15 protein-coding genes are annotated in these 19,469 nt (G+C 61.4%); 5 read left to right on the forward strand and 10 right to left on the reverse strand.

Going from position 1 to position 19,469, the window contains the following annotated elements; translation table 11 throughout:
- Positions 1-22: 22 nt before the first annotated feature.
- A complete protein-coding gene (locus tag FHT71_RS10895) occupies positions 23-6,145 on the forward strand; it encodes a translocation/assembly module TamB domain-containing protein (RefSeq protein ID WP_246717982.1) in 6,123 nt (2,040 codons plus the stop codon).
- Here FHT71_RS10895 and FHT71_RS10900 read toward each other — a convergent pair.
- Entirely contained in the window at positions 6,142-6,570 is a 429-nt protein-coding gene (locus tag FHT71_RS10900; RefSeq protein WP_007796901.1) for an Lrp/AsnC family transcriptional regulator, read from the reverse strand. The genes FHT71_RS10895 and FHT71_RS10900 overlap by 4 nt on opposite strands.
- A 128-nt stretch (positions 6,571-6,698) precedes the next feature.
- On the opposite strand from FHT71_RS10900, the gene rocF reads away from it, so the two are divergent.
- The 4 genes from rocF (at position 6,699) to FHT71_RS10920 (ending at position 10,350) form a co-directional block, all read left to right on the forward strand.
- Complete coding sequence (gene rocF, locus FHT71_RS10905; protein WP_183719665.1) at positions 6,699-7,634, forward strand: arginase; 936 nt, start codon at positions 6,699-6,701, stop codon at positions 7,632-7,634.
- A gap of 11 nt (positions 7,635-7,645) precedes the next feature.
- Complete coding sequence (gene rocD / locus FHT71_RS10910; protein ID WP_183719667.1) at positions 7,646-8,845, forward strand: ornithine--oxo-acid transaminase; 1,200 nt, start codon at positions 7,646-7,648, stop codon at positions 8,843-8,845.
- A 94-nt stretch (positions 8,846-8,939) separates the two neighbouring features.
- Positions 8,940-9,698, forward strand: a complete 759-nt coding sequence (locus tag FHT71_RS10915; RefSeq protein WP_183719669.1) for a glycerophosphodiester phosphodiesterase family protein — start codon at positions 8,940-8,942, stop codon at positions 9,696-9,698.
- A 175-nt stretch (positions 9,699-9,873) separates the two neighbouring features.
- Positions 9,874-10,350: a chemotaxis protein CheW gene (locus tag FHT71_RS10920; RefSeq protein WP_007796914.1), complete on the forward strand. Its 477-nt coding sequence runs from the start codon at positions 9,874-9,876 to the stop codon at positions 10,348-10,350.
- Positions 10,351-10,503: 153 nt separating this feature from the next.
- Here the strand turns inward: FHT71_RS10920 and FHT71_RS10925 are convergent, their stop codons facing one another.
- From FHT71_RS10925 to soxR, 9 genes are all read right to left on the reverse strand, one after another.
- Positions 10,504-10,749: a formate dehydrogenase subunit delta gene (locus tag FHT71_RS10925; protein ID WP_007796916.1), complete on the reverse strand. Its 246-nt coding sequence runs from the start codon at positions 10,747-10,749 to the stop codon at positions 10,504-10,506.
- Positions 10,739-11,566, reverse strand: a complete 828-nt coding sequence (gene fdhD / locus FHT71_RS10930; protein ID WP_007796919.1) for a formate dehydrogenase accessory sulfurtransferase FdhD — start codon at positions 11,564-11,566, stop codon at positions 10,739-10,741. The genes FHT71_RS10925 and fdhD overlap by 11 nt, the downstream gene beginning before the upstream one ends.
- Positions 11,566-14,445, reverse strand: a complete 2,880-nt coding sequence (gene fdhF, locus FHT71_RS10935; protein ID WP_132588554.1) for a formate dehydrogenase subunit alpha — start codon at positions 14,443-14,445, stop codon at positions 11,566-11,568. The genes fdhD and fdhF overlap by 1 nt, the downstream gene beginning before the upstream one ends.
- Before the next feature lie 4 nt (positions 14,446-14,449).
- The gene (locus FHT71_RS10940; RefSeq protein WP_132588555.1) at positions 14,450-16,006 is read right to left on the reverse strand and encodes an NADH-quinone oxidoreductase subunit NuoF; all 1,557 of its coding nucleotides are present in this window, start codon (positions 16,004-16,006) and stop codon (positions 14,450-14,452) included.
- Entirely contained in the window at positions 16,003-16,482 is a 480-nt protein-coding gene (locus FHT71_RS10945; protein WP_007796927.1) for a formate dehydrogenase subunit gamma, read from the reverse strand. The genes FHT71_RS10940 and FHT71_RS10945 overlap by 4 nt, the downstream gene beginning before the upstream one ends.
- A 168-nt stretch (positions 16,483-16,650) precedes the next feature.
- Entirely contained in the window at positions 16,651-17,544 is an 894-nt protein-coding gene (locus tag FHT71_RS10950) for a LysR family transcriptional regulator (RefSeq protein WP_007796929.1), read from the reverse strand.
- A gap of 70 nt (positions 17,545-17,614) precedes the next feature.
- On the reverse strand, positions 17,615-17,956 hold the full coding sequence (locus FHT71_RS10955; RefSeq protein ID WP_132588557.1) for a metalloregulator ArsR/SmtB family transcription factor: 342 nt from the start codon (positions 17,954-17,956) through the stop codon (positions 17,615-17,617).
- A 106-nt stretch (positions 17,957-18,062) separates the two neighbouring features.
- The gene (locus tag FHT71_RS10960; RefSeq protein ID WP_132588558.1) at positions 18,063-18,833 is read right to left on the reverse strand and encodes an SDR family oxidoreductase; all 771 of its coding nucleotides are present in this window, start codon (positions 18,831-18,833) and stop codon (positions 18,063-18,065) included.
- Positions 18,834-18,902: 69 nt separating this feature from the next.
- Positions 18,903-19,367, reverse strand: a complete 465-nt coding sequence (soxR, locus tag FHT71_RS10965; RefSeq protein WP_183719671.1) for a redox-sensitive transcriptional activator SoxR — start codon at positions 19,365-19,367, stop codon at positions 18,903-18,905.
- Positions 19,368-19,469 lie beyond the last annotated feature (102 nt).

The raw sequence follows: 19,469 nt of genomic DNA on the forward strand, positions 1-19,469 counted from the left end.
GAGCCGCCATAGAAACGGAGTAATGTCCGCGACCATGCAGACACTGGCGAAAATCTTGAATTGGATCGTGCGGCTGCTCGGCTATTCCGCTGGGGCCGCCCTGGTCCTGCTTGCCATCGCCATCGGTATCTTCGGCTTCACATCCTTCGGTGCACGCATCGTCGCCGACAGGGTCGCCTCGAGCCTCTCCAACCGGGACATGACCATCAAGGTTCAGGACCCAGAGGGGCTGCTGACCGGCGGGCTGCGTGCCAGCCAGATCGTACTTTCCGACACAAAGGGCGTCTTCGCTCAGATCGACGGCCTTGCCATAAACTGGAATCCCCTGACTCTCCTCACCGGCAGGTTCCACGCCAGAAGCGTCGAAGCCGCGGCAATCCACGTGCTGCGACAGCCCGTCCGCACGCTCCCCTCACGTCCGGCTGCGGCAGGCGAAGCCGACAGTGGCTTTTCGCTGCCGATCAAGATCGACATCGACAAGATCGCCTTGCCGGAGATCAACCTCGCCCAGCCGCTGATCGGGCGGGCCTTCTCGCTTGCAGGGGACGGCAGCGTGCGCGCCGACAACGAAGGCGGGAGTGCGTCGATCAACGTCCACCGTCACGATGCTCCGGATGCAAAGCTGATCGCCGATGTTGCTTTCATGCCGGATCGCAATCAGTTGCGGCTGAAGGCGAAGCTGACGGAACCGAAGGGTGGGCTGCTCGCGGGACTGCTGGCACTGCCCGGCAACCCGGCCGTCGAAATCGACCTGACGGGAGACGGACCGATTTCGGATTGGCGCGGCCAACTCCAGGCCGCTCTCGACGGACAGCAACGCGCCTCGATCGAAGCACGCCACACGCTGACGCCGGAGAGCCTCCATCACCTTGACCTCAAGGGCGGCGGCGACCTCAGCTCCCTGCTGCCGGCTGCCTTCCGCCCCCTCTTTGCGGGCCAGACGAACATCGACCTCGCCGCGAACTTCGATAACAGAGGCAAGATCGATATCCAGACCGGCAATTTGGCAACCGGCGCCGTAGTGATCGCTGCATCGGGCACTCTGGATCCGAAGGGCAAGAACAGCCTGAACGCCAATCTGTTGGGAACGTCAGGCCCGGTCGATTTCCGCTGGCCGTTAGCCGAAGGCGAAGCCCGCTTCCTGATCTCCGGCGTCAATCTTTCGTTGACGGGCGATGCCAAGGCCTCCCGCCTCAACGCGAGCGCTTCGCTCGATTCCGCCGTGCTGCCACAGGGGACGATGGGCAACGTGAAGCTGACGGCAAAGAGCGACAACTTCAATCTCGCCGGCCGCTCGGGAAGCGTTCAGATTACACTCGCTGCAGGTGACACGTCGTTCGTCAATCCCGACATCAACCGGGCAATTCAAGGCCCCGTCACGGTAACGCTACCGCTGCAAATCTCGGCCGATGCGCTTGGCTTCAACGGCGCGACGATCGAAAGCGCAGCTACGAACGCAAGCCTCAACGGTTCCTACAAACTGAGCGCCAGCTCGCTGACCGGCAACGTCAAGCTGACTGTCCAACCTGCGGCGCTGCCGCCTGCGGTCGCAACGCGTTTCAGTTCACCGATTGTGATCGAGGGCCAGGTTGCAGGAACGGTTCCCTCGAAGTTCAACATCTCGAACCTCTCCATCAAGTCGAGCGCTCTCGAGGCTACAGGCGGCGTGGTGCTCGACGAGGACACGCTCGATGCCAATCTCTCCGGTCGCGTTCCAAATGTTCAGGCGCTACTTGAAAGCGCGACAGGCGAGCTGACCTACCAGCTGAGCGCAAAAGGCAATGTCTCCGCTCTCGCCGTGGCAGCTGATATCAAGGGCCCGTCACTCGTGATGGCGGGCCGGCAGGTCAAACAGCTCGACATTAACGTTTCGGGAACGGCGGACCCGAAGGCGCCACAGGCGGAGATTACCGCCAAGGGCACGATCGACGAGCAGCTAATCAATGCCGGCACCGCCGTTCAAGTGGTGGACGGGAAAGTGCAGCTTCCTTCGATCGTCGCCGACGTCGGCAATAACCGCCTGACAGGCCACGTCGAACTATCTTCTGCTTTCCAGCCGACCGGACAGGCGACGTTCGACTTTCCGGACCTCGGCCTTCTCGCTGCGCTTGCCGGTCAGAAAGCGGAAGGTGACCTGAAGGGCTCCATCGATATTGCCAACGACAACGGCAAGATTGCACTCAAGATTGTCGCTTCCGGCAACGGCTTGAAGCGCGACACATTTGCCGTCGTCAAACCCGACATCAACGTTTCTGTCAGTGACCTGAAGGCCTTTGCCGCGAACGGCACGATCAAGGCAGAAGAGCTTGCCTCCGGTGCTAACAAAGCCGAAGGACTGGCGCTGAATTTCGCCCAGCAACAGAACCGGACAAACTTCGATCTCGGCGCCACCTATGATGCCAGTCCCTTGGTCGCATCTGGCAATGTCGAGCTGAACGCCGGCACAACGCTGCTTCGCCTCGACCGTTTCTCTGCGAAGCCGCGCAACATTCCAGTGGAGCTCGCATCACCGTCGGCGGTGTCAATCAGTGGCGGTACCGTAACGCTGAGCGCGATGGAGTTGACGACCGGCGACGGCTCGGTTCACGTGACCGGCACAGTCGGCGAAACTCTCGATATCAAGGCTGACATACGGGATCTGCCCGCAAGCCTTGCCAATAGTTTTGTCCCGAAGCTCGATGCCGCAGGCACGATCTCGGGCAAGGTTGCCGTGACTGGCACGCCGGCAGCGCCGATAGCCAACTTTGACCTGGATTGGAAAGATGCCGCCACCAGCCAGACAAAGGGCGCCGGCCTGTCGCCGCTGGCGATCGGTGCAAACGGGACCTTTGCCAACAGCACGCTCGATTTTCAAACGCGCCTCAGTGGCAAGGGCGGCGTATCGCTGAAGGCCGGCGGTAGTGTCGTGACCGGCGGCCCGAATGCGCAGTCGCTGAAAGTCGATGCCGATATCGTCAACATCCCGGCCGGATTGGCGAATGCATTTGTTCCTGATCTTGCCGCCGAAGGCTCGATCTCCGGCAACGTAACGGCAGCCGGAAAGCTGCCTGCCCCTGCGTTCGACTTCAAACTGAATTGGAAGAACGCCGCAACGAGCCAGACCAGAAGTGCCAAGCTCTCGTCGCTTGGGCTGACGGCGAGCGGCAACCTCAAGGACAATATTCTCAACTTCGACGCTGACGCACGCGGTAGCGGCGGTATGTCGCTAGAGGCGACGGGCAATTTCGTCGTTGCTGGCGCCGACGCTCAGACGCTGAAACTCGACGGCCAGCTTGCCAATATTCCGGCGGCACTCGCCAACAGCTTTGTCCCGAATCTTGCTGCGGAAGGCATGATATCGGGAACCGTATCGGCCTCGGGCAAGTTGCCGACGCCGACAGCAACCTTCGATCTGGCTTGGAAGGATGCAGCAACCAGCCATACCAAGGCAGCCCGCCTAGCCGGCATCAGGTTGACGGCAAAGGGAAACTTCGCAGATGAAAAGTTGACCGTCCAGAGCGACCTTAGCGCGAACGGCGGTGTGGCGTTGAAGGCGTCCGGCAACGTCTCGCTGGCAGGAACGAAAATCTTGAACCTCACTGCCGATGCGACGATACTGAACGTTCCCGCGAGCCTGGCAAACGCCTTCGTTCCCAACCTTGGCGCCAGTGGCACGATCTCCGGCATGGCATCCGCTTCCGGAACGCTTCAGCAGCCGACGGCAAGCTTCGACCTCACCTGGAAGGACCTCGCAACCACCCAGACGAAGGCGGCACGCCTCTCTGCCCTCGCACTCGGCGCCAAGGGCACATTCGCGAAAAACACACTCGATTTCGAGACGAATCTCGACGGCGATGGCGGCTCTGCCCTGAAGGTGAAGGGCAAGCTTACGGTTGAGGGAACGGTCGTGAAGGGTCTGCAGGCAGATGCGACGCTCAGCAACCTTCCCGCCGCGCTGGTCAACAATTTCATGCCTGATCTCGGTGCCGAAGGGACGATCTCGGGCACGGCGACAGCCTCTGGCTCGCTCCCGATTCCTGCCGTCGATTTCAAGCTCGACTGGAACAATGCTGGAACCCGTCAGACGAAGGCTGCCGGCCTTTCCGGTCTTCGGTTGAACGCTGCCGGCAACCTTGCCGACAACAAGATTTCCTTTGACGCGACGCTGAACAGCAGTCGCAGTACCTTGCTGAAAGCGAAAGGTACGGCGAACCTGCAAGGCGCCAGCGTCCAGGGCCTCTCGGTCGACGCCGACATCGTGGATCTACCTGCAAGCCTCGCCAATGGCTTCGTCCCGAACCTCGGCGCGCAAGGAACGATATCAGGCACCGCGAAGACCTCAGGGACGCCGAACAGCCCGATCATCGATTTCAAGCTGGACTGGAAAGACGCCGCAACGACGCAGACGAGGGCATCCGGTATCCGGCCGCTTTCGGCGAACGCGAACGGAAAGCTAGTGGATGGCAGGCTCGATTTCACGACGAATTTGAGCGGCAACGGCGTGTCGATGAAGGCCGGAGGCAACTTCGTCATCGCTGGGCAGAATGCCCAATCGCTGGCCGCAGATGCCGATATCTCCAACCTGCCTGCTGGCCTTGCTAACGCATTCGTGCCCGGGCTGGCCGCCGAGGGCAACATTTCGGGCTCGGTCAAGGTATCGGGCAAGCTGCCTTTGCCGGCTGTAGACTTCAACCTCGACTGGAGGGGTGCTGCCACCAGCCAAACCAGAAGCGCCGGACTTTCGCCGTTGAGCATCACTGCAAACGGAAGGCTGAAAGACGACCGGCTGACGATCGATACCAATCTGGCCGGCGACAGCGGACTCTCCCTGCGGGGCGGCGGCAGCGTTACGATTACGGGCAATCGCGCGCTCGATATGCGCTTTTCCGGTAATCTGCCATTCGCCGTGCTCGGTACGCAGCTTGCCGCCCGGGGCTTCGTTGCCGAGGGCACCGCCAGTCTCAATCTGCAGATCAGTGGAACCGCCACCGCGCCGTCCATCAACGGCACGGTAACGACCAGTGGCGCAAGGATCGTCGATGTCCGCCGCAACTTGGCGATCAACAGTCTGACCGCGGATATCCGCTTTAACGGCAACGAGGCGGTGATTTCGCGGCTCACCGGTCAACTCGCCAGCGGCGGCAGCGTCTCGGTGTCCGGCAGCATTGGGATACAGCCGGCCTCCAACTTCCCCGCCAGCATCGACGTTAAACTCGACAGGGCGGTCTATGTCGATGGAACGCTGGTGGTGGCGACTGTTGACGGCACGCTCGGTTTGCGCGGTCCGCTGCTTGCCAACCCCACTTTGAACGGCAGGCTGCGGCTGGAGAGAGCTTCGATCACCGTCCCCGAGAGGCTTCCGACCTCGCTGCGCGAGATCGACATCAGACACGTAAACGCCCCCAAGGCGGTTCTGGCGCAGTTGCGCGACGAGACACAACAGGGCGCTCGTGCAAAATCCAACACCATCAATCTCGATCTTCAGCTGGACGCTCCCTCACAGATCTTCGTGCGTGGCCGCGGCATCGACGCCGAACTCGGCGGCAGCGTCACGATCAGGGGAACGGCGGCAGAACCGATCGTTTCGGGCGGCTTCACCATGCGGCGCGGCCGCCTGACAATTTTGAACCGACGGCTCGATTTCACCAACAAAAGCCGTATAACATTTGCCGGCGATCTGACGCCTGCGCTTGAGATGGAAGCCAGTTCGACCTCCGGCTCCACGACGCTGACAGTCGATGTAACCGGGCTGGCAACCGACCCCTCGATCACCTTCTCTTCGTCTCCAGCCCTGCCGCAGGACGAGGTTCTGGCGCAGCTGATCTTCGGGCAATCGATGTCGCGACTGTCGCCGGTTCAGATCGCCCAGCTCGCCGATGCCGTGGCCCAGTTGGCCGGCGGTCGTTCCGGATCGCTGTTCCAGGGCCTCCGCAACCAGCTTGGCGTCGACGATTTCGACATCAGTACCGATGCCAAGGGCCGCACCAACGTCAGCGTCGGCCGCTATCTCAACGACCGGACCTATTTCGAACTGCAGCAGACCACCGGCAAGGGCGGCGCGAAGGCGATTATCAATCTCGATGTCGGCCGCGGTGTGAAGCTGCGCGCCGGCGCGGGTGGCGACGGTGCCGGTGAAGCCGGTATCGTCTACGAGCACGAATACTAGAAGCTGGCCTTCCTGGTCTTCAGCAGGATGTTGGTTTCTGTCGTATTGATGCCATTGATCAGCCGGATGCGGCGCAGCGTTTCGTCGAAGGAGACGAGATCGCGGTCCTCAAGTTCGGCAATGAAATCCCATTTCCCGTTGGTGCTGTGCAACGCACGCACCTGCGGCAGACCGCGAAGCTGATCGGCGACCTTGTCCGCAAGCTTGCCCAGCACCTCGATCATGACGATCGCGCGCACGCCGGCCGCGCGGGTTTCATGGCCGGTGCGGACGGTGAATGCAGCAATGGTGCCGTTGGCAACCAGCCGGTCGATGCGCGCGGCGACCGTCGCACGGGATGCACCGGTCATTGCTGCTAGCGAAGAAACCGAAGCGCGCGCATTGTGTCGCAAAGCGCTGAGAAGTTCCTGATCAAGATCGTCCATGGCTTTCACTTTGTCGAAATGCACTTATCAAACTGATCAATGATAGCGCATAATTGGCACTTTTTCATCTATTTGTCGCCGTGCCGATATTTCAATATGCTTCCGAAAACGCGAGCTGGAGAAAAAGCATGCAGCCACAGGCAAGATCGGTCACGCTCATCGGAGCACCGCTGGAAGAGGGTTCGGGACGCAGAGGTGCCGCCATGGGTCCGGCCGCGCTTCGCATTGCAGGCGTCGATCAGACGCTGGTCGATCTTGGCTATGATGTGGTCGATGCCGGCGACGTGCATGTCGTTCCGGCGCGCGATCTCCCGAACCATCCGAAGGCACACAATCTGCGCGTCGTCGGCGCATTTACCCGCGCGCTCGAAGCCGGTGTCTATGAGGCCGCGGCCGCCGGTCGATTTCCGCTGATCCTTGGCGGCGATCATAGCCTGTCGATGGGCACCGTATCCGGAATGGCGCGCTACGCGGCCCAACACGGTCGGCCACTCTTCGTCCTCTGGCTCGACGCTCATTCCGATTTCAACACGCCCGCCACTTCGCCCTCCGGCAACATCCATGGCATGCCGGTCGCCTATTTCTGCGGCAAAGCCGAACTTGCCGAGATTCTGCCGAAGGAACGTTCGTTCGTTGATCCGCGCAACGTCTTCCAGGTCGGGATCCGGTCGGTCGACGCGCCGGAGCGGGAGCTCATCAAGGAGCATGGCGTCAATGTCTTCGACATGCGCTGGCTCGATGAACAGGGTGTGGCGGCGACGATGCGTCAGATCCTTGGTATGGTCTCCAATGCAAACGGCCTGCTGCACGTAAGCCTTGATGTCGATTTCCTCGATCCGGAGATCGCGCCTGGCGTCGGCACGACGGTGCCCGGCGGCGCGACCTTCCGTGAGGCGCATCTCATCATGGAGATGCTCTGCGACAGCGGCCTCGTCTCCTCGCTCGACCTCGTGGAGCTGAACCCCTTCCTCGACGACCGCGGCAAGAGCGCCCGGATCCTGGTGGAGCTGACGGCAAGCCTCTTTGGCCGCCGCATCTTCGACCGTCCGACCCGGGCCGCCTGAGGAGAACCGACATGAGCAATTCCAAGAACCTGATCGACACCGAACAGCGCCTCGGCGCCCACAATTACAAACCGCTCGATGTCATCCTCACCCGCGGTGAAGGCGTCTACGTCTGGGATACGGATGGCAAACGGTATCTCGACTGCCTGTCGGCCTATTCGGCGGTGAACCAAGGACACTGCCATCCGAAGATCCTGGCAGCGATGGTCGAGCAGGCCGGCAAGCTGACGCTGACCTCCCGCGCCTTCCGCAACGACCAGCTCGCACATCTTTATGAAGAACTCGCGGCGCTGACCGGCTCGCACAAGATCCTGCCGATGAACTCGGGCGCCGAAGCGGTCGAAACCGCCATCAAGGCCGTGCGCAAGTGGGGCTACGAGGTGAAGGGCGTGCCTGAGGGCAAAGCCGAAATCATCGTCTGCGCCGACAATTTTCACGGCCGCACGCTCAGCATCATCAGCTTCTCGACGGACCCCGACGCGCGCACCGGCTTTGGCCCCTACACGCCCGGCTTCCGGACGATTCCCTTCGGCGATGCCGACGCGTTCGCCGCCGCGATCAACGAGAACACGGTCGCAGCGCTGATCGAGCCGATCCAGGGCGAGGCGGGCGTCATCATCCCGCCGAGCGGCTACTTCAAGCGCGTGCGCGAACTCTGCACCGAAAACAAAGTGACGCTTATCCTCGACGAGATCCAGACAGGTCTTGGACGCACCGGCAAACTGCTGGCCGAAGAGCACGAGGGGATCGAAGCCGACGTGACGCTGATCGGCAAGGCACTCTCCGGTGGTTTTTATCCGGTCTCGGCAGTGCTCTCCAATTCCGAGGTGCTCGGCGTCTTGAAGCCAGGGCAGCACGGCTCGACCTTCGGCGGCAATCCGCTTGCCTGCGCCGTCGCGCGCGCGGCATTGAGGGTGCTGACGGAAGAAGGCATGATCGAGAACGCCGAAAAGATGGGCGACTATTTCCTGGAAGGACTGCGCTCCATCCGCTCCAACATCGTCAGGGACGTGCGCGGCCGCGGGCTGATGATGGCGGTCGAGCTCGTGCCGGAGGCGGGCGGCGCTCGCCAATATTGCTACACGCTCAAGGATCGCGGCCTGCTTGCCAAAGACACGCACGAGAACACGATCCGCCTCGCCCCGCCGCTCGTAATCACCAAGAGCCAGGTCGACTGGGCCGTGGAGCAGATCGAAAAGACCCTTGCCTAGCGCTAGATTGCCGCAAGAGACAACTGGTGCGCCGGCTATTTGAAACCTAGGGTGAGCCCGATCGAATGAGTCGAGCTCGCTTGTAAGGGAACATATGGCCATCGACCTATGGAAACGCGCGCCGGACCGTTGCCCGCTTGCGGTAGCGCATCGCGGGGGCGCAGCGCTGGCTGCAGAAAACAGCATCTCTGCCTTCAAGGCTGCTGCGGCTGCCGGCGCCGACGCTATAGAGACCGATGTCCGGTTGACGTGGGATAGCGTCCCCGTTTGCGTTCACGATTCGGATCTCTATCGACTTTGCAATGACCCACGGGCCGTGTCAGATCTGGACCTTGCGACACTGCGCAGCCTGCTGCCAAGCGTAATGACCCTTGGGGAAGCCCTGGCAGCCTCTGACCCTTTGGGCATCCTGTTGGACATCAAACTGAGCCACGAGGAACCGATTGCGCAAATCATCGCCGAGGTTGCGCAGCTCGGTGCCATGCGACGCGCGCTCATTGGACTGCGTAGTATTGCGCTGATCGGCGCCGCCCGTCGTTTGTCGAACGACATCGCGATCCTCGCCTTTCTCGAGGATCCCGTCTGCGCTGGTGCGGCACACGCAGCCGGAGCGGACTGGTTCAGATTGTGGCAGGGGTCGGCGACAGCAGCATTGTCTGACGCCGTTCGTGAGGCGGGAATGCGTGTTGCTGTCATGGTTGGGCAACCTCGTTCGGTCGCACTCCCGGAATATCCGCCCTTTCCGGTGGGCCACGTCGATCAGCACGGCCTCGAGCGCATCCTCGCCATCGCACCGGACGCAATTCTCCTTGACGATCCACGAATGATGACGCGACGCACCACTTCCGACTAGCCAAAAATCAGCTGCCTCAGTTTAGATTTAGGCAACACTCTTCCATTAAGGTCCGGAGTAACCGTATCGATACTCCTCCTCAGGAAGAGCACGCGCGGTTTGAAGGCAAAGTCCATCTGCGCCAATGGTGGTGCGGTTGCTTCTGCCCTGGCTTTTGACGGTTGGGACAATACTTATGGCTACGATCAATTCCACGAACTTCAGCGGCGATACGCTGGAGATCATTGCCTTCAGACTGCACGATCAGGAATTCTGCGTTAAGACGACGACGATCCGCGAAATCCGCGGCTGGGCACCATCGACGCCGATCCCGCACGCGCCGGCCGACGTCATCGGCGTCATGAACCTCCGCGGCTCGGTAATCCCGATCATTGATCTCGCCTTCAAGCTCGGCATGAAGAGCACGGTCGCCAACGAGCGCAGCGCCATTGTCGTGGCCGAAGTCCACAATATGGTCATCGGCATGCTGGTCGATCGCGTCTCGGACATCCTGACGATCTCCTCCAGCCAGGTTCAGCCGGTCCCTGAAGTCACGGCCTCCTTCGATCGGGCTTTCTGCGAGGGCATCATCGCCTCGGAGAACGGCATGATCTGCTTCCTAAACCTCGCCAAGATGTTTAAGGAAAGCGAGACAGACGATCTCGCCGCCTGATATCAGCCCCTTGCCGATATAAAAAGCCGCCCTCAAGGCGGCTTTTTGTTGACGGATACAATCGCAGGAGGGCCGTAGCGCAGACTGGCCCGACCGATGCAGGCGGCAACGCGTCGCTGTCGGCTTCCAGCGCCCGCCTTCGCCACCGAGGTCCTAGTTGGGTGCGCCCGCTACCGGTTCTGGCCGTTTGATCAACGGTGCGGCCTGGATAACGAGTGGGCTGAGGCCATGGGTGTCACCCTCCAGGATTTCGAAGAGTTGACGCCGCATGCGCGGCTCCCAGAATTTGTTGATATGCGTTGCCACGCCCTGCGCAGCTTCACTCTGCGGCTGGCTCTTGAAGAAGATCGCGATCTGATTGGCCATATAGACAAGTTTGGACTGGGTATCATGCGACATCGGAAATGCTTCCTGGCTGGATGCGGTGCGGATGCGTGAAAATCTCGAAGTCCTCGCCACGCACCAAGGCGACGAGGGTCATGCCGGCTTCATCGGCCGTGCGAATGGCAAGGGCCGTCGGCGCCGAGATGGCGACAAGAACGGAACTGCCGAGGATGGCCGCCTTCTGCACCATCTCGACGGAAAGGCGACTGGTCACGGCAACGATGCCGTCGGCTCCGGATTGCTGTCGAGCGATCACCGCGCCGCAAAGCTTGTCGAGTGCATTGTGACGGCCGACATCCTCGCGCACCGCAAGCAGCCCCTTGCCCGGCAGGTAGAAGCCCGCGCCATGCACCGCCCGAGTCTCGCGATGCAGCGGCTGTGCGCCATTCAGCAACGAAACCGCTTCGACGATGTCTCGATAGGTCACTTTGAGTGCCACCGCGGCCACATCCGGAACCTTGCGGACGGCTTGTTCGATCGACTCGATGCCGCAGAGCCCGCAGCCGACTGGCCCGGCCATGCTGCGGCGGCGAACTGTCAGCGCCGCAGCAATCTCGTCGACCAGAGCGATCTGGACGTCGATGCCCTTCTCACTCTCGACGATCTCGATCCCCGCGATCTGCCCGCTATCGGAAATGATCCCTTCCGTGAGGCTGAAGCCGATGGCGAAATCCTCGAGATCGCCGGGCGTTCCCATCATCACGGCATGCGTGCTGCCGCCGTAGGAGAACGCGATCGGCACCTCCTCGGGAACGATCCGCTCGCCCGGCATGACGACACCGCCGCTGCGGGCGGTGCGCTTGACGGCGACGCGGGTCGGGCGGTCAATCATCACTGCGCGGGCTCCAGCTTGCTCACAATCCGGCGGCTCTGGCGTGCCTGCTCGTCGTAGTCGCGCTGCCAGTCGGTCGGGCCGTTGGAGGGCGAGACCTGGACCGCCGTCACCTTGTATTCCGGGCAGTTCGTCGCCCAGTCGGAGAAGTCTGTGGTGATGACGTTCGCCTGCGTATCCGGATGGTGGAAGGTCGTGTAGACGACGCCGGGCGCGACGCGGTCGGTGATCAGGGCACGCAGCGTCGTGTCGCCCGAGCGGCTCGTCAGCTTCACCCAATCGCCATCGCGAATACCGCGCTGTTCGGCGTCGTGCGCATGGATCTCCAGGCGGTCCTCGGGATGCCAGACGACGTTATCCGTGCGGCGCGTCTGTGCGCCGACATTGTACTGGCTAAGGATGCGCCCGGTGGTCAGCAGCAGCGGGAAGCGCGGCCCGGTCCTCTCGTCGGTCGCAACATATTCGGTGCGGATGAACTTGCCCTTGCCGCGGACAAACCCGTCGACATGCATGATCGGCGAGCCTTCTGGATGCGCCTCATTGCAGGGCCACTGCACGGAGCCCATCTTGTCGAGATAGTCATAGGAGACAAGCGCGAAGCTCGGCGTCGTCGCGGCAATCTCGTCCATGATCTCGGAGGGATGCGCGTAGTTCCAGGCAAGGCCCATGGCCTGCGCCATCTTCTGCGTCACCTCCCAATCGGCATAGCCGTTGCGGGGGCTCATGACCTTGCGAACGCGATTGATGCGGCGCTCGGCATTGGTGAAGGTGCCGTCCTTCTCGAGGAAGCTGGAACCGGGCAGGAAGACATGCGCGTAGTTCGCCGTCTCGTTCAGGAAGAGGTCATGAACGACGACGCATTCCATGGCAGCGAGGCCCGCGGCGACGTGCTTTGTGTCGGGGTCGGACTGCAGGATATCCTCACCCTGCACGTAGAGCCCCTTGAAGGTGCCATCGACCGCAGCATCAAGCATGTTCGGGATGCGCAGACCCGGCTCATTGCTGATCTTGACACCCCAGAGCTTCTCAAAGATATCGCGTGTCGCGTCGTCGGAGATGTGGCGATAGCCAGGCAGTTCATGCGGGAACGAGCCCATGTCGCACGAACCCTGCACATTGTTCTGGCCGCGCAGCGGGTTCACGCCGACACCGGGACGGCCGATATTGCCGGTGACCATGGCGAGGTTGGCGATCGCCATGACCGTCGTCGAGCCTTGGCTATGTTCGGTGACGCCGAGACCGTAATAGATCGCGCCATTGCCGCCGGTGGCATAGAGACGCGCCGCACCGCGCACCAGATCGGCTGGAACGCCGGTGAACTTCTGCGATGCTTCCGGGCTATGATGCGGCTCGGCGACGAAGCTTGCCCAGTCCTCGAATTCGGACCAGTCACAACGCTCGCGGATAAAGGCTTCGTTGAACAGCCCCTCGGTCACGATCACATGCGCAAGCGACGTCAGGATCGCGACGTTCGTGCCGGGCTTCAGCGGCAGGTGATAGGATGCCTCGACATGCGGCGAGCGCACGATATCGGTGCGGCGCGGATCGATGACGATGAGCTTGGCGCCTTGCCGCAACCGCTTCTTCAAGCGCGAGGCGAATACCGGATGCCCGTCGGTCGGATTGGCGCCGATAATGACGACGACATCGCTCTTGTCGACGCTGTCAAAATTCTGCGTGCCCGCCGACGTGCCGAACGCCTGGCCGAGGCCATAGCCGGTCGGCGAATGGCAGACACGGGCGCAGGTATCGACATTGTTGTTGCGGAAACCGGCGCGCACCAGCTTCTGCACCAAATAGGTTTCTTCGTTCGTGCAGCGAGACGATGTGATGCCTCCGACAGAGTCGCGGCCATACTGATACTGGATGCGGCGGAACTCCGACGCGACATGCGCGAAGGCCTCGTCCCAAGTCACTTCGCGCCAGGGATCGGTAATCTTCTCGCGGATCATCGGATTGAGAATGCGGTCCTTGTGGCTGGAATAGCCGTAGGCGAAGCGGCCCTTGACGCAGGAATGGCCGCGGTTGGCCTGCCCATCCTTCCAGGGCACCATCCGCACCAGCTCTTCGCCGCGCATCTCCGCCTTGAAGGAACAGCCGACGCCGCAATAGGCGCAGGTCGTGACGACGGAGTGTTCCGGCTGGCCGATCTCGATCACCGACTTCTCGATCAGCGTCGCCGTCGGGCAGGCCTGGACGCAGGCGCCGCACGAAACACACTCGGAGGATACAAAGTCCTCGTGCATGCCGGCCGAAACACGCGAATCGAAGCCGCGGCCTTCGATGGTCAGCGCAAAGGTGCCCTGCACTTCCTCGCAGGCGCGAACGCAGCGCGAGCAGACGATGCACTTTGCCGGATCGAAAGTGAAATAGGGGTTGGACTCGTCCTTCGGTGCCCATTTGAGGTTGAGATCGCCATTGTTGCGCACCTTGACGTGATTGTCGCCATCATAGCCATAGCGCACGTCCCGCAGACCGACCGCACCCGCCATGTCCTGCAACTCGCAATCGCCATTGGCCGCACAGGTCAGACAGTCGAGCGGATGATCGGAGATGTAAAGCTCCATCACCCCGCGGCGGACATCCTTCAGTCGGCTGGTTTGCGTCGAGACCACCATATCAGGCGCAACCGGCGTCGTGCAGGAGGCCGGCATGCCGGCGCGCCCCTGCACTTCCACCAGACAAAGCCGGCAGGAGCCGAAGGCTTCCATCATATCGGTGGCACAGAGCTTCGGAATCTCGATGCCGGCATCCATCGAGGCGCGCATGATGGACGTCCCCTCGGGCACCGTCACTTGGTTGCCGTCGATGGTGAGCGTCACCATGGTTTCGGAGGTCGAGGCCGGCGTGCCGTAGTCGGTTTCGTGGACGAGAGGCATAGTCTTACTCCGCCGCTTCGATGAGAGGTGTGGGAACGAAGTCTTCCGGGAAATGTGTCATGGCGCTCATGACGGGATAGGGCGTAAAGCCCCCGAGCGCGCAGAGCGACCCGAACTTCATGGTGTTACAGAGATCGGCGAGCAGTTCCCGGTTCTTTTCCGGCTCGATGCCACGCGCGATCTTGTCCGCCGTCTCGACGCCACGCGTCGAGCCGATCCGGCAGGGCGTGCACTTGCCGCAGCTTTCGACGGCGCAGAACTCCATCGCGAACCGCGCCTGTTTCAGCATGTCGGCCGTATCGTCGAAGACGACGATACCGGCATGGCCGATCAATCCATCCTTGGCCGCGAAAGCTTCATAGTCGAATGGCGTGTCGAACAACGAGCGTGGGAAATATGCGCCGAGCGGACCGCCGACCTGGACCGCCTTCACCGGCCGTCCGGATGCGGTTCCGCCTGCGATGGCATCGACCAACTCGCCAAGCGAGATGCCGAAGGCCGTCTCGAAGAGACCGCCATGCTTCACATTGCCGGCGATCTGGATTGGGATGGTCCCGCGCGACCGCCCCATGCCGAAATCGCGATAATAGGCCGATCCCTTGTCCATGATCACGGGCACGGATGCGAGCGAAATGACGTTGTTGATGACGGTCGGGCAGTCGAAAAGACCCTTGTGGGCCGGCAGCGGAGGCTTGGCCCGCACGATGCCGCGCTTGCCTTCGAGGCTGTTCAGAAGCGCTGTTTCCTCGCCGCAGACATAGGCGCCGGCGCCGGTGCGGACTTCCATATCGAAGGCCTTGCCGGAGCCGAGCACGGAGGTGCCGAGAATTCCGGCGCTGCGGGCAATGTCGATTGCCCGGCTCATCGCCGCAATCGCATGCGGATATTCCGAGCGGGTGTAGACGAAGCCCTTGGTCGCGCCGGTCGCAAGGCCTGCGATTGCCATGCCTTCGATCAGCACGAAGGGGTCGCCTTCCATGATCATCCGGTCGGCGAAAGTGCCGCTGTCGCCTTCGTCGGCGTTGCAGACGATATATTTTCGCTCGCCCGGAGCATCGAGAACCGTCCTCCACTTGATGCCTGTCGGGAAACCCGCACCGCCGCGCCCGCGCAAGCCGGAATCGGTGACCTGCTTGACGATGTCGGCGGGCAACATCGAAATCGCCCGGCGCAGGCCGGCAAGGCCGCCATGGGCTTCATAGTCATCCAGAGAAAGGGGGTCGGTGATGCCGCAGCGTGCGAAGGTAAGGCGCGTCTGACGCTTGAGGAACGGCAACTCCTCCACCTCGCCAAGACAGAGGGGGTGGTCGCCGCCGGCGATCAATCCGGCATCGAAGAGCGAAGCGACGTCCTTCGCCTTGATCGGCCCGTAGCCAATCCGTTTGCCGGCGACTTCGACTTCAATCAGCGGCTCCAGCCAGTGCATGCCGCGTGAGCCGTTGCGGACGATCTTCGCGTCGAGACCGCGAGCGGCAATCTCCTCGGAGATTGCCCTGGCAACGCGCTCGGCACCCAGTGCCAGCGCGGCAGCATCACGGGGAACATAGATTCGGACGGTCATCGACGCGCCTCCGAAATCAGCGCCTCGAGATCGGCGACATCCACCCGACCATGTACTTCACCGTCCATCATGGCGGACGGCGAGCACGAACAGAGCCCGAGACAGAAGACAGGTTCGAGGGTGATCGCTCCGTCCGGCGTCGTGGCGTGCCAGTCGATGCCAAGCAGCGCCTTGACGCGGTCGGCCAGTGCATCGCCGCCCATCGATTGGCAGGCCTCGGCGCGACAGAGTTTCAGCACATGCCGGCCAGCGGGATGATCGCGATAGTCGTGATAGAAGGTGACGACGCCGTGCACCTCCGCGCGCGAAAGATTGAGCTCCTTCGCAATGACAGGCAGCGCCTCTTGCGGCACATAGCCGAATTCATCCTGGATCTCATGGAGGATCGGCAGCAGTGGGCCTTCGAGATGCTTAAGCTGATCGATGATCGCGGTGGCACGTGTTGCGATATCGCCCTTGGCGACATGAATATTCATCAGCAGCTCTCCCACGGCCTGCAAGTTACACGTCGCGGCCTAGGCAGGCGGATTTTCTTCAGAACCCTGTGGCCGACAGAACCGCTCGCGTTCGTTCATTATAGAACTTTCTCAGGGATGGACGAAGCGATCAATAACGCTGTTCCGTCAAACGATAGAAAATTTCTATCAAGATTCCGGCTCTTCAGCGAGAATCCGAGCCTCGTGCAACAAGGCGGACACCAAGGGCGTGAACGGCTCGCGATGCGTCGCAACCAGACCAACAAGATGGTGCGCAAGCGGCTCGACAATCGGAATCATGCGTATTTCGGCAGGAAAGCCAAAGGATTTCGCGACATTGCGGGGCATGATGCTGGCCCAGCGTCCGGTTCGGACATGCGAGAACAACACGATCATCGAATTGGATTCGAGCGTCGGATGCGCCGTCATGCCGGCCTCGGCCAGGTGATGATTGATGATACGGCGGTTCTGCATGTCCGCCGTCAATAGACAAAGCCGAAGGTTACCCACTTCCTTCCAGGTGACGCTATCACGATCGGACAGAGGACTGCCAGCGGCCGTAATCAAATTGTAGTGCTCGGCATAGAGCGGCACGCTGGTCACGCGTCCAAGCGGCTCGTTTTCCAGGTAGGTGATGCCGGCGTCGATCTCGAGATTCTCCAGCATGCTGAGCACCTGCAGCGAGTTGCGCGAGACGATGGAAAAGGTCACATCAGGATGCCGCTCCTGAAATGGCGTCGTGATGCGCGGCAGCATGGCGAGCGCTGTCGGGATCACAGCGATCCTGATATGCCCCGACAGGCCCTTGCGGGCCGCCCGCATCTCTTCGCGCATCGTGCGGGCGTCGCCGACAATGCGGCGCGCCCATTCGAGCACGCGCTGACCCTCCGGCGTCAGCCCCTGGAAACGCGAGCCGCGCTGCACGAGCATGACGCCAAGCTGGTCTTCGAGCTGGCGGATGGCAGCCGACAGCGTTGGCTGCGAGATACCGCATTCCTCCGCGGCACGGCCGAAGTGCTTCTCATTGGCGAGCGCAATAAAGAATTCCAGCTTATCGATCATTCGGTCTCTCTGCCGAGCTGCGGCACGCCGCCACCTTCAAATCAGAGAGAGCAGTCGGCAAGGCCGATTGTCAATTGTCCTGTGTTCCTGGAAACATCGCGAACAGAAAATGCAGCAGCGTGGTCGTGTCCGGATGAGCAACGCTGTAATAGATCATACGACCGTCACGACGGCTGAAAACGAGCCCGTCCAGTCTGAGGCGCGCCAACTGCTGCGAAACCATCGCCTGTTGAATGCCGAGGCTTTCCTCGAGCTGGCCCACCGTCTTTTCTCCCTCCGTCAGGAGGCAGAGAATAATCAGTCGCGTGTGATGGGAGAGCGCCTTGAGGAAGTCGCTCGCTTCCCGCGCCTTCGCAGAAAGCTTCTGCAGATCCCGATCGGCCATGCCTGCTTTCGATGTATGCAAGCGCATTCTTTATCTCTGGTTGCACAAACAATATGTATGAAACGGAATCATAACATATTCGCAGCAGCCAGCGGTTTGGATCTGTCAAAATGCCAAAAAAAGTCCCGGCAACTCAGCAGATGAGTTGGCCACCATTGATCTCAAGCACTTGGCCCGTGATGTAACCGGAAAGCAAAGGCGCCGAAAGGAAGAGGTATGCGGGCGCACAATCCTCGGAGGTGCCCAGTCGCTGCAGGGGAATGGTCCTGCGGGTCTGCTCTAGCTTATCTGGCGACGAGTACCGCTGGTGGAAGTCGGTTTCGATCGTTCCAGGCGACACGCAGTTCACGCGAATGCCGTCCGGCGCGAGCTCTCTTGCGAGCGCTTTGGAGTAGGTTGCGACAAATGCCTTTGACGCCGAATAGATAGCCGAGCCGGGGCTGCCGCCCGTCGACGCGGAAATGGAGACCGTGTTGACGATTGCCGCATCCTGCGATGCTCTCAGTGCCGGAATGAGGGCGCGCGTTACCTCGACGACAGATGTCTGATTCAGCCGCACAATCGTCTGGTACTGCTCGTCGGTCAGATCGCCTGCCGGAAAGCGGCCGACCATGGTTCCGGCATTGTTGATAAGCACATGGACACGGTCAAAGGTTGCAAGGACCTTCTCGGCAAATCCGCTGGTGCCGCCCGGCGTTGAAAAATCGGCGGTCACGAGAAAGGCCCGGCGGTCTTCTTCCGCCGTCAGCAGGAAATCAGGCAAATCGCGCTCGGTGCTGCGACCGAGGTGCACCAATACCCTCGCCCCGCAGTCGAGAAACTGCCGCGCCACTTCCAGACCGATACCCCTCCCCCCACCGGTGACAACCACGTTGCGGTTTTCGAACAGCTTGGGGTGAAACATCCAGTCCTCCACGGCGTGACCGAGCCGTATGCGGCTCTCGCATTGTTCTGATGCAGCGGGAAACGTTGCCTAGTCGCAGGTTTCCAGCAGACGCGGACCCGGCCCATCTTTTGCCAGCCGATCATCAGGATTGCGCAGCGGGCAGCTTTCAACCGAGAGGCAACCACAGCCAATGCAATCCGTCAACCGGTCGCGCAGGGCAATGAGGCGACTGATGCGCGTATCAAGATCCTCCTTCCAGACGGCCGACAGGCGCTGCCAGTCCGTAGCGGTCGGCGTGCGGCCCTGCGGCAGCGTATCGAAAGCAGCCTGGATCTCGGCCAAGGGAATGCCGACGCGCTGCGCGACCTTGATGATGCCAAGACGGCGGAGCACATCGCGGCCGAAGCGGCGTTGATTGCCGCGTGAACGGATGCTGGAAATGAGGCCTTTCGCTTCGTAGAAATGCAGCGCAGAAACGGCAAGCCCACTGCGGTCGGCGACTTCACCGACTGTCAGTAATTTCCTGAAGGGATTGGTGAAGCCTTCTTCCATGGCGCGGACCTCAAGTTTTCTTGAGGTAGTCTAGTCACGCACTTTACAGGCGTCCACTTGCCATTCTTTTCGCAACCACGGGAACAAACAAAAAAGCGGCCC

It is taken from the genome of Rhizobium sp. BK060 (assembly GCF_014193145.1).
Classification (GTDB): domain Bacteria; phylum Pseudomonadota; class Alphaproteobacteria; order Rhizobiales; family Rhizobiaceae; genus Rhizobium.

Excerpts from the sequence above, each read along its gene's own strand:
- FHT71_RS10895 (WP_246717982.1), top strand. The coding sequence starts at position 23 with ATGTCCGCGACCATGCAGACACTGGCGAAAATCTTGAATTGGATCGTG.
- FHT71_RS10900 (WP_007796901.1), bottom strand. The coding sequence starts at position 6,570 with ATGGACGATCTTGATCAGGAACTTCTCAGCGCTTTGCGACACAATGCG.
- rocF (WP_183719665.1), top strand. The coding sequence starts at position 6,699 with ATGCAGCCACAGGCAAGATCGGTCACGCTCATCGGAGCACCGCTGGAA.
- rocD (WP_183719667.1), top strand. The coding sequence starts at position 7,646 with ATGAGCAATTCCAAGAACCTGATCGACACCGAACAGCGCCTCGGCGCC.
- FHT71_RS10915 (WP_183719669.1), top strand. The coding sequence starts at position 8,940 with ATGGCCATCGACCTATGGAAACGCGCGCCGGACCGTTGCCCGCTTGCG.
- FHT71_RS10920 (WP_007796914.1), top strand. The coding sequence starts at position 9,874 with ATGGCTACGATCAATTCCACGAACTTCAGCGGCGATACGCTGGAGATC.
- FHT71_RS10925 (WP_007796916.1), bottom strand. The coding sequence starts at position 10,749 with ATGTCGCATGATACCCAGTCCAAACTTGTCTATATGGCCAATCAGATC.
- fdhD (WP_007796919.1), bottom strand. The coding sequence starts at position 11,566 with ATGATTGACCGCCCGACCCGCGTCGCCGTCAAGCGCACCGCCCGCAGC.
- fdhF (WP_132588554.1), bottom strand. The coding sequence starts at position 14,445 with ATGCCTCTCGTCCACGAAACCGACTACGGCACGCCGGCCTCGACCTCC.
- FHT71_RS10940 (WP_132588555.1), bottom strand. The coding sequence starts at position 16,006 with ATGACCGTCCGAATCTATGTTCCCCGTGATGCTGCCGCGCTGGCACTG.
- FHT71_RS10945 (WP_007796927.1), bottom strand. The coding sequence starts at position 16,482 with ATGAATATTCATGTCGCCAAGGGCGATATCGCAACACGTGCCACCGCG.
- FHT71_RS10950 (WP_007796929.1), bottom strand. The coding sequence starts at position 17,544 with ATGATCGATAAGCTGGAATTCTTTATTGCGCTCGCCAATGAGAAGCAC.
- FHT71_RS10955 (WP_132588557.1), bottom strand. The coding sequence starts at position 17,956 with ATGCGCTTGCATACATCGAAAGCAGGCATGGCCGATCGGGATCTGCAG.
- FHT71_RS10960 (WP_132588558.1), bottom strand. The coding sequence starts at position 18,833 with ATGTTTCACCCCAAGCTGTTCGAAAACCGCAACGTGGTTGTCACCGGT.
- soxR (WP_183719671.1), bottom strand. The coding sequence starts at position 19,367 with ATGGAAGAAGGCTTCACCAATCCCTTCAGGAAATTACTGACAGTCGGT.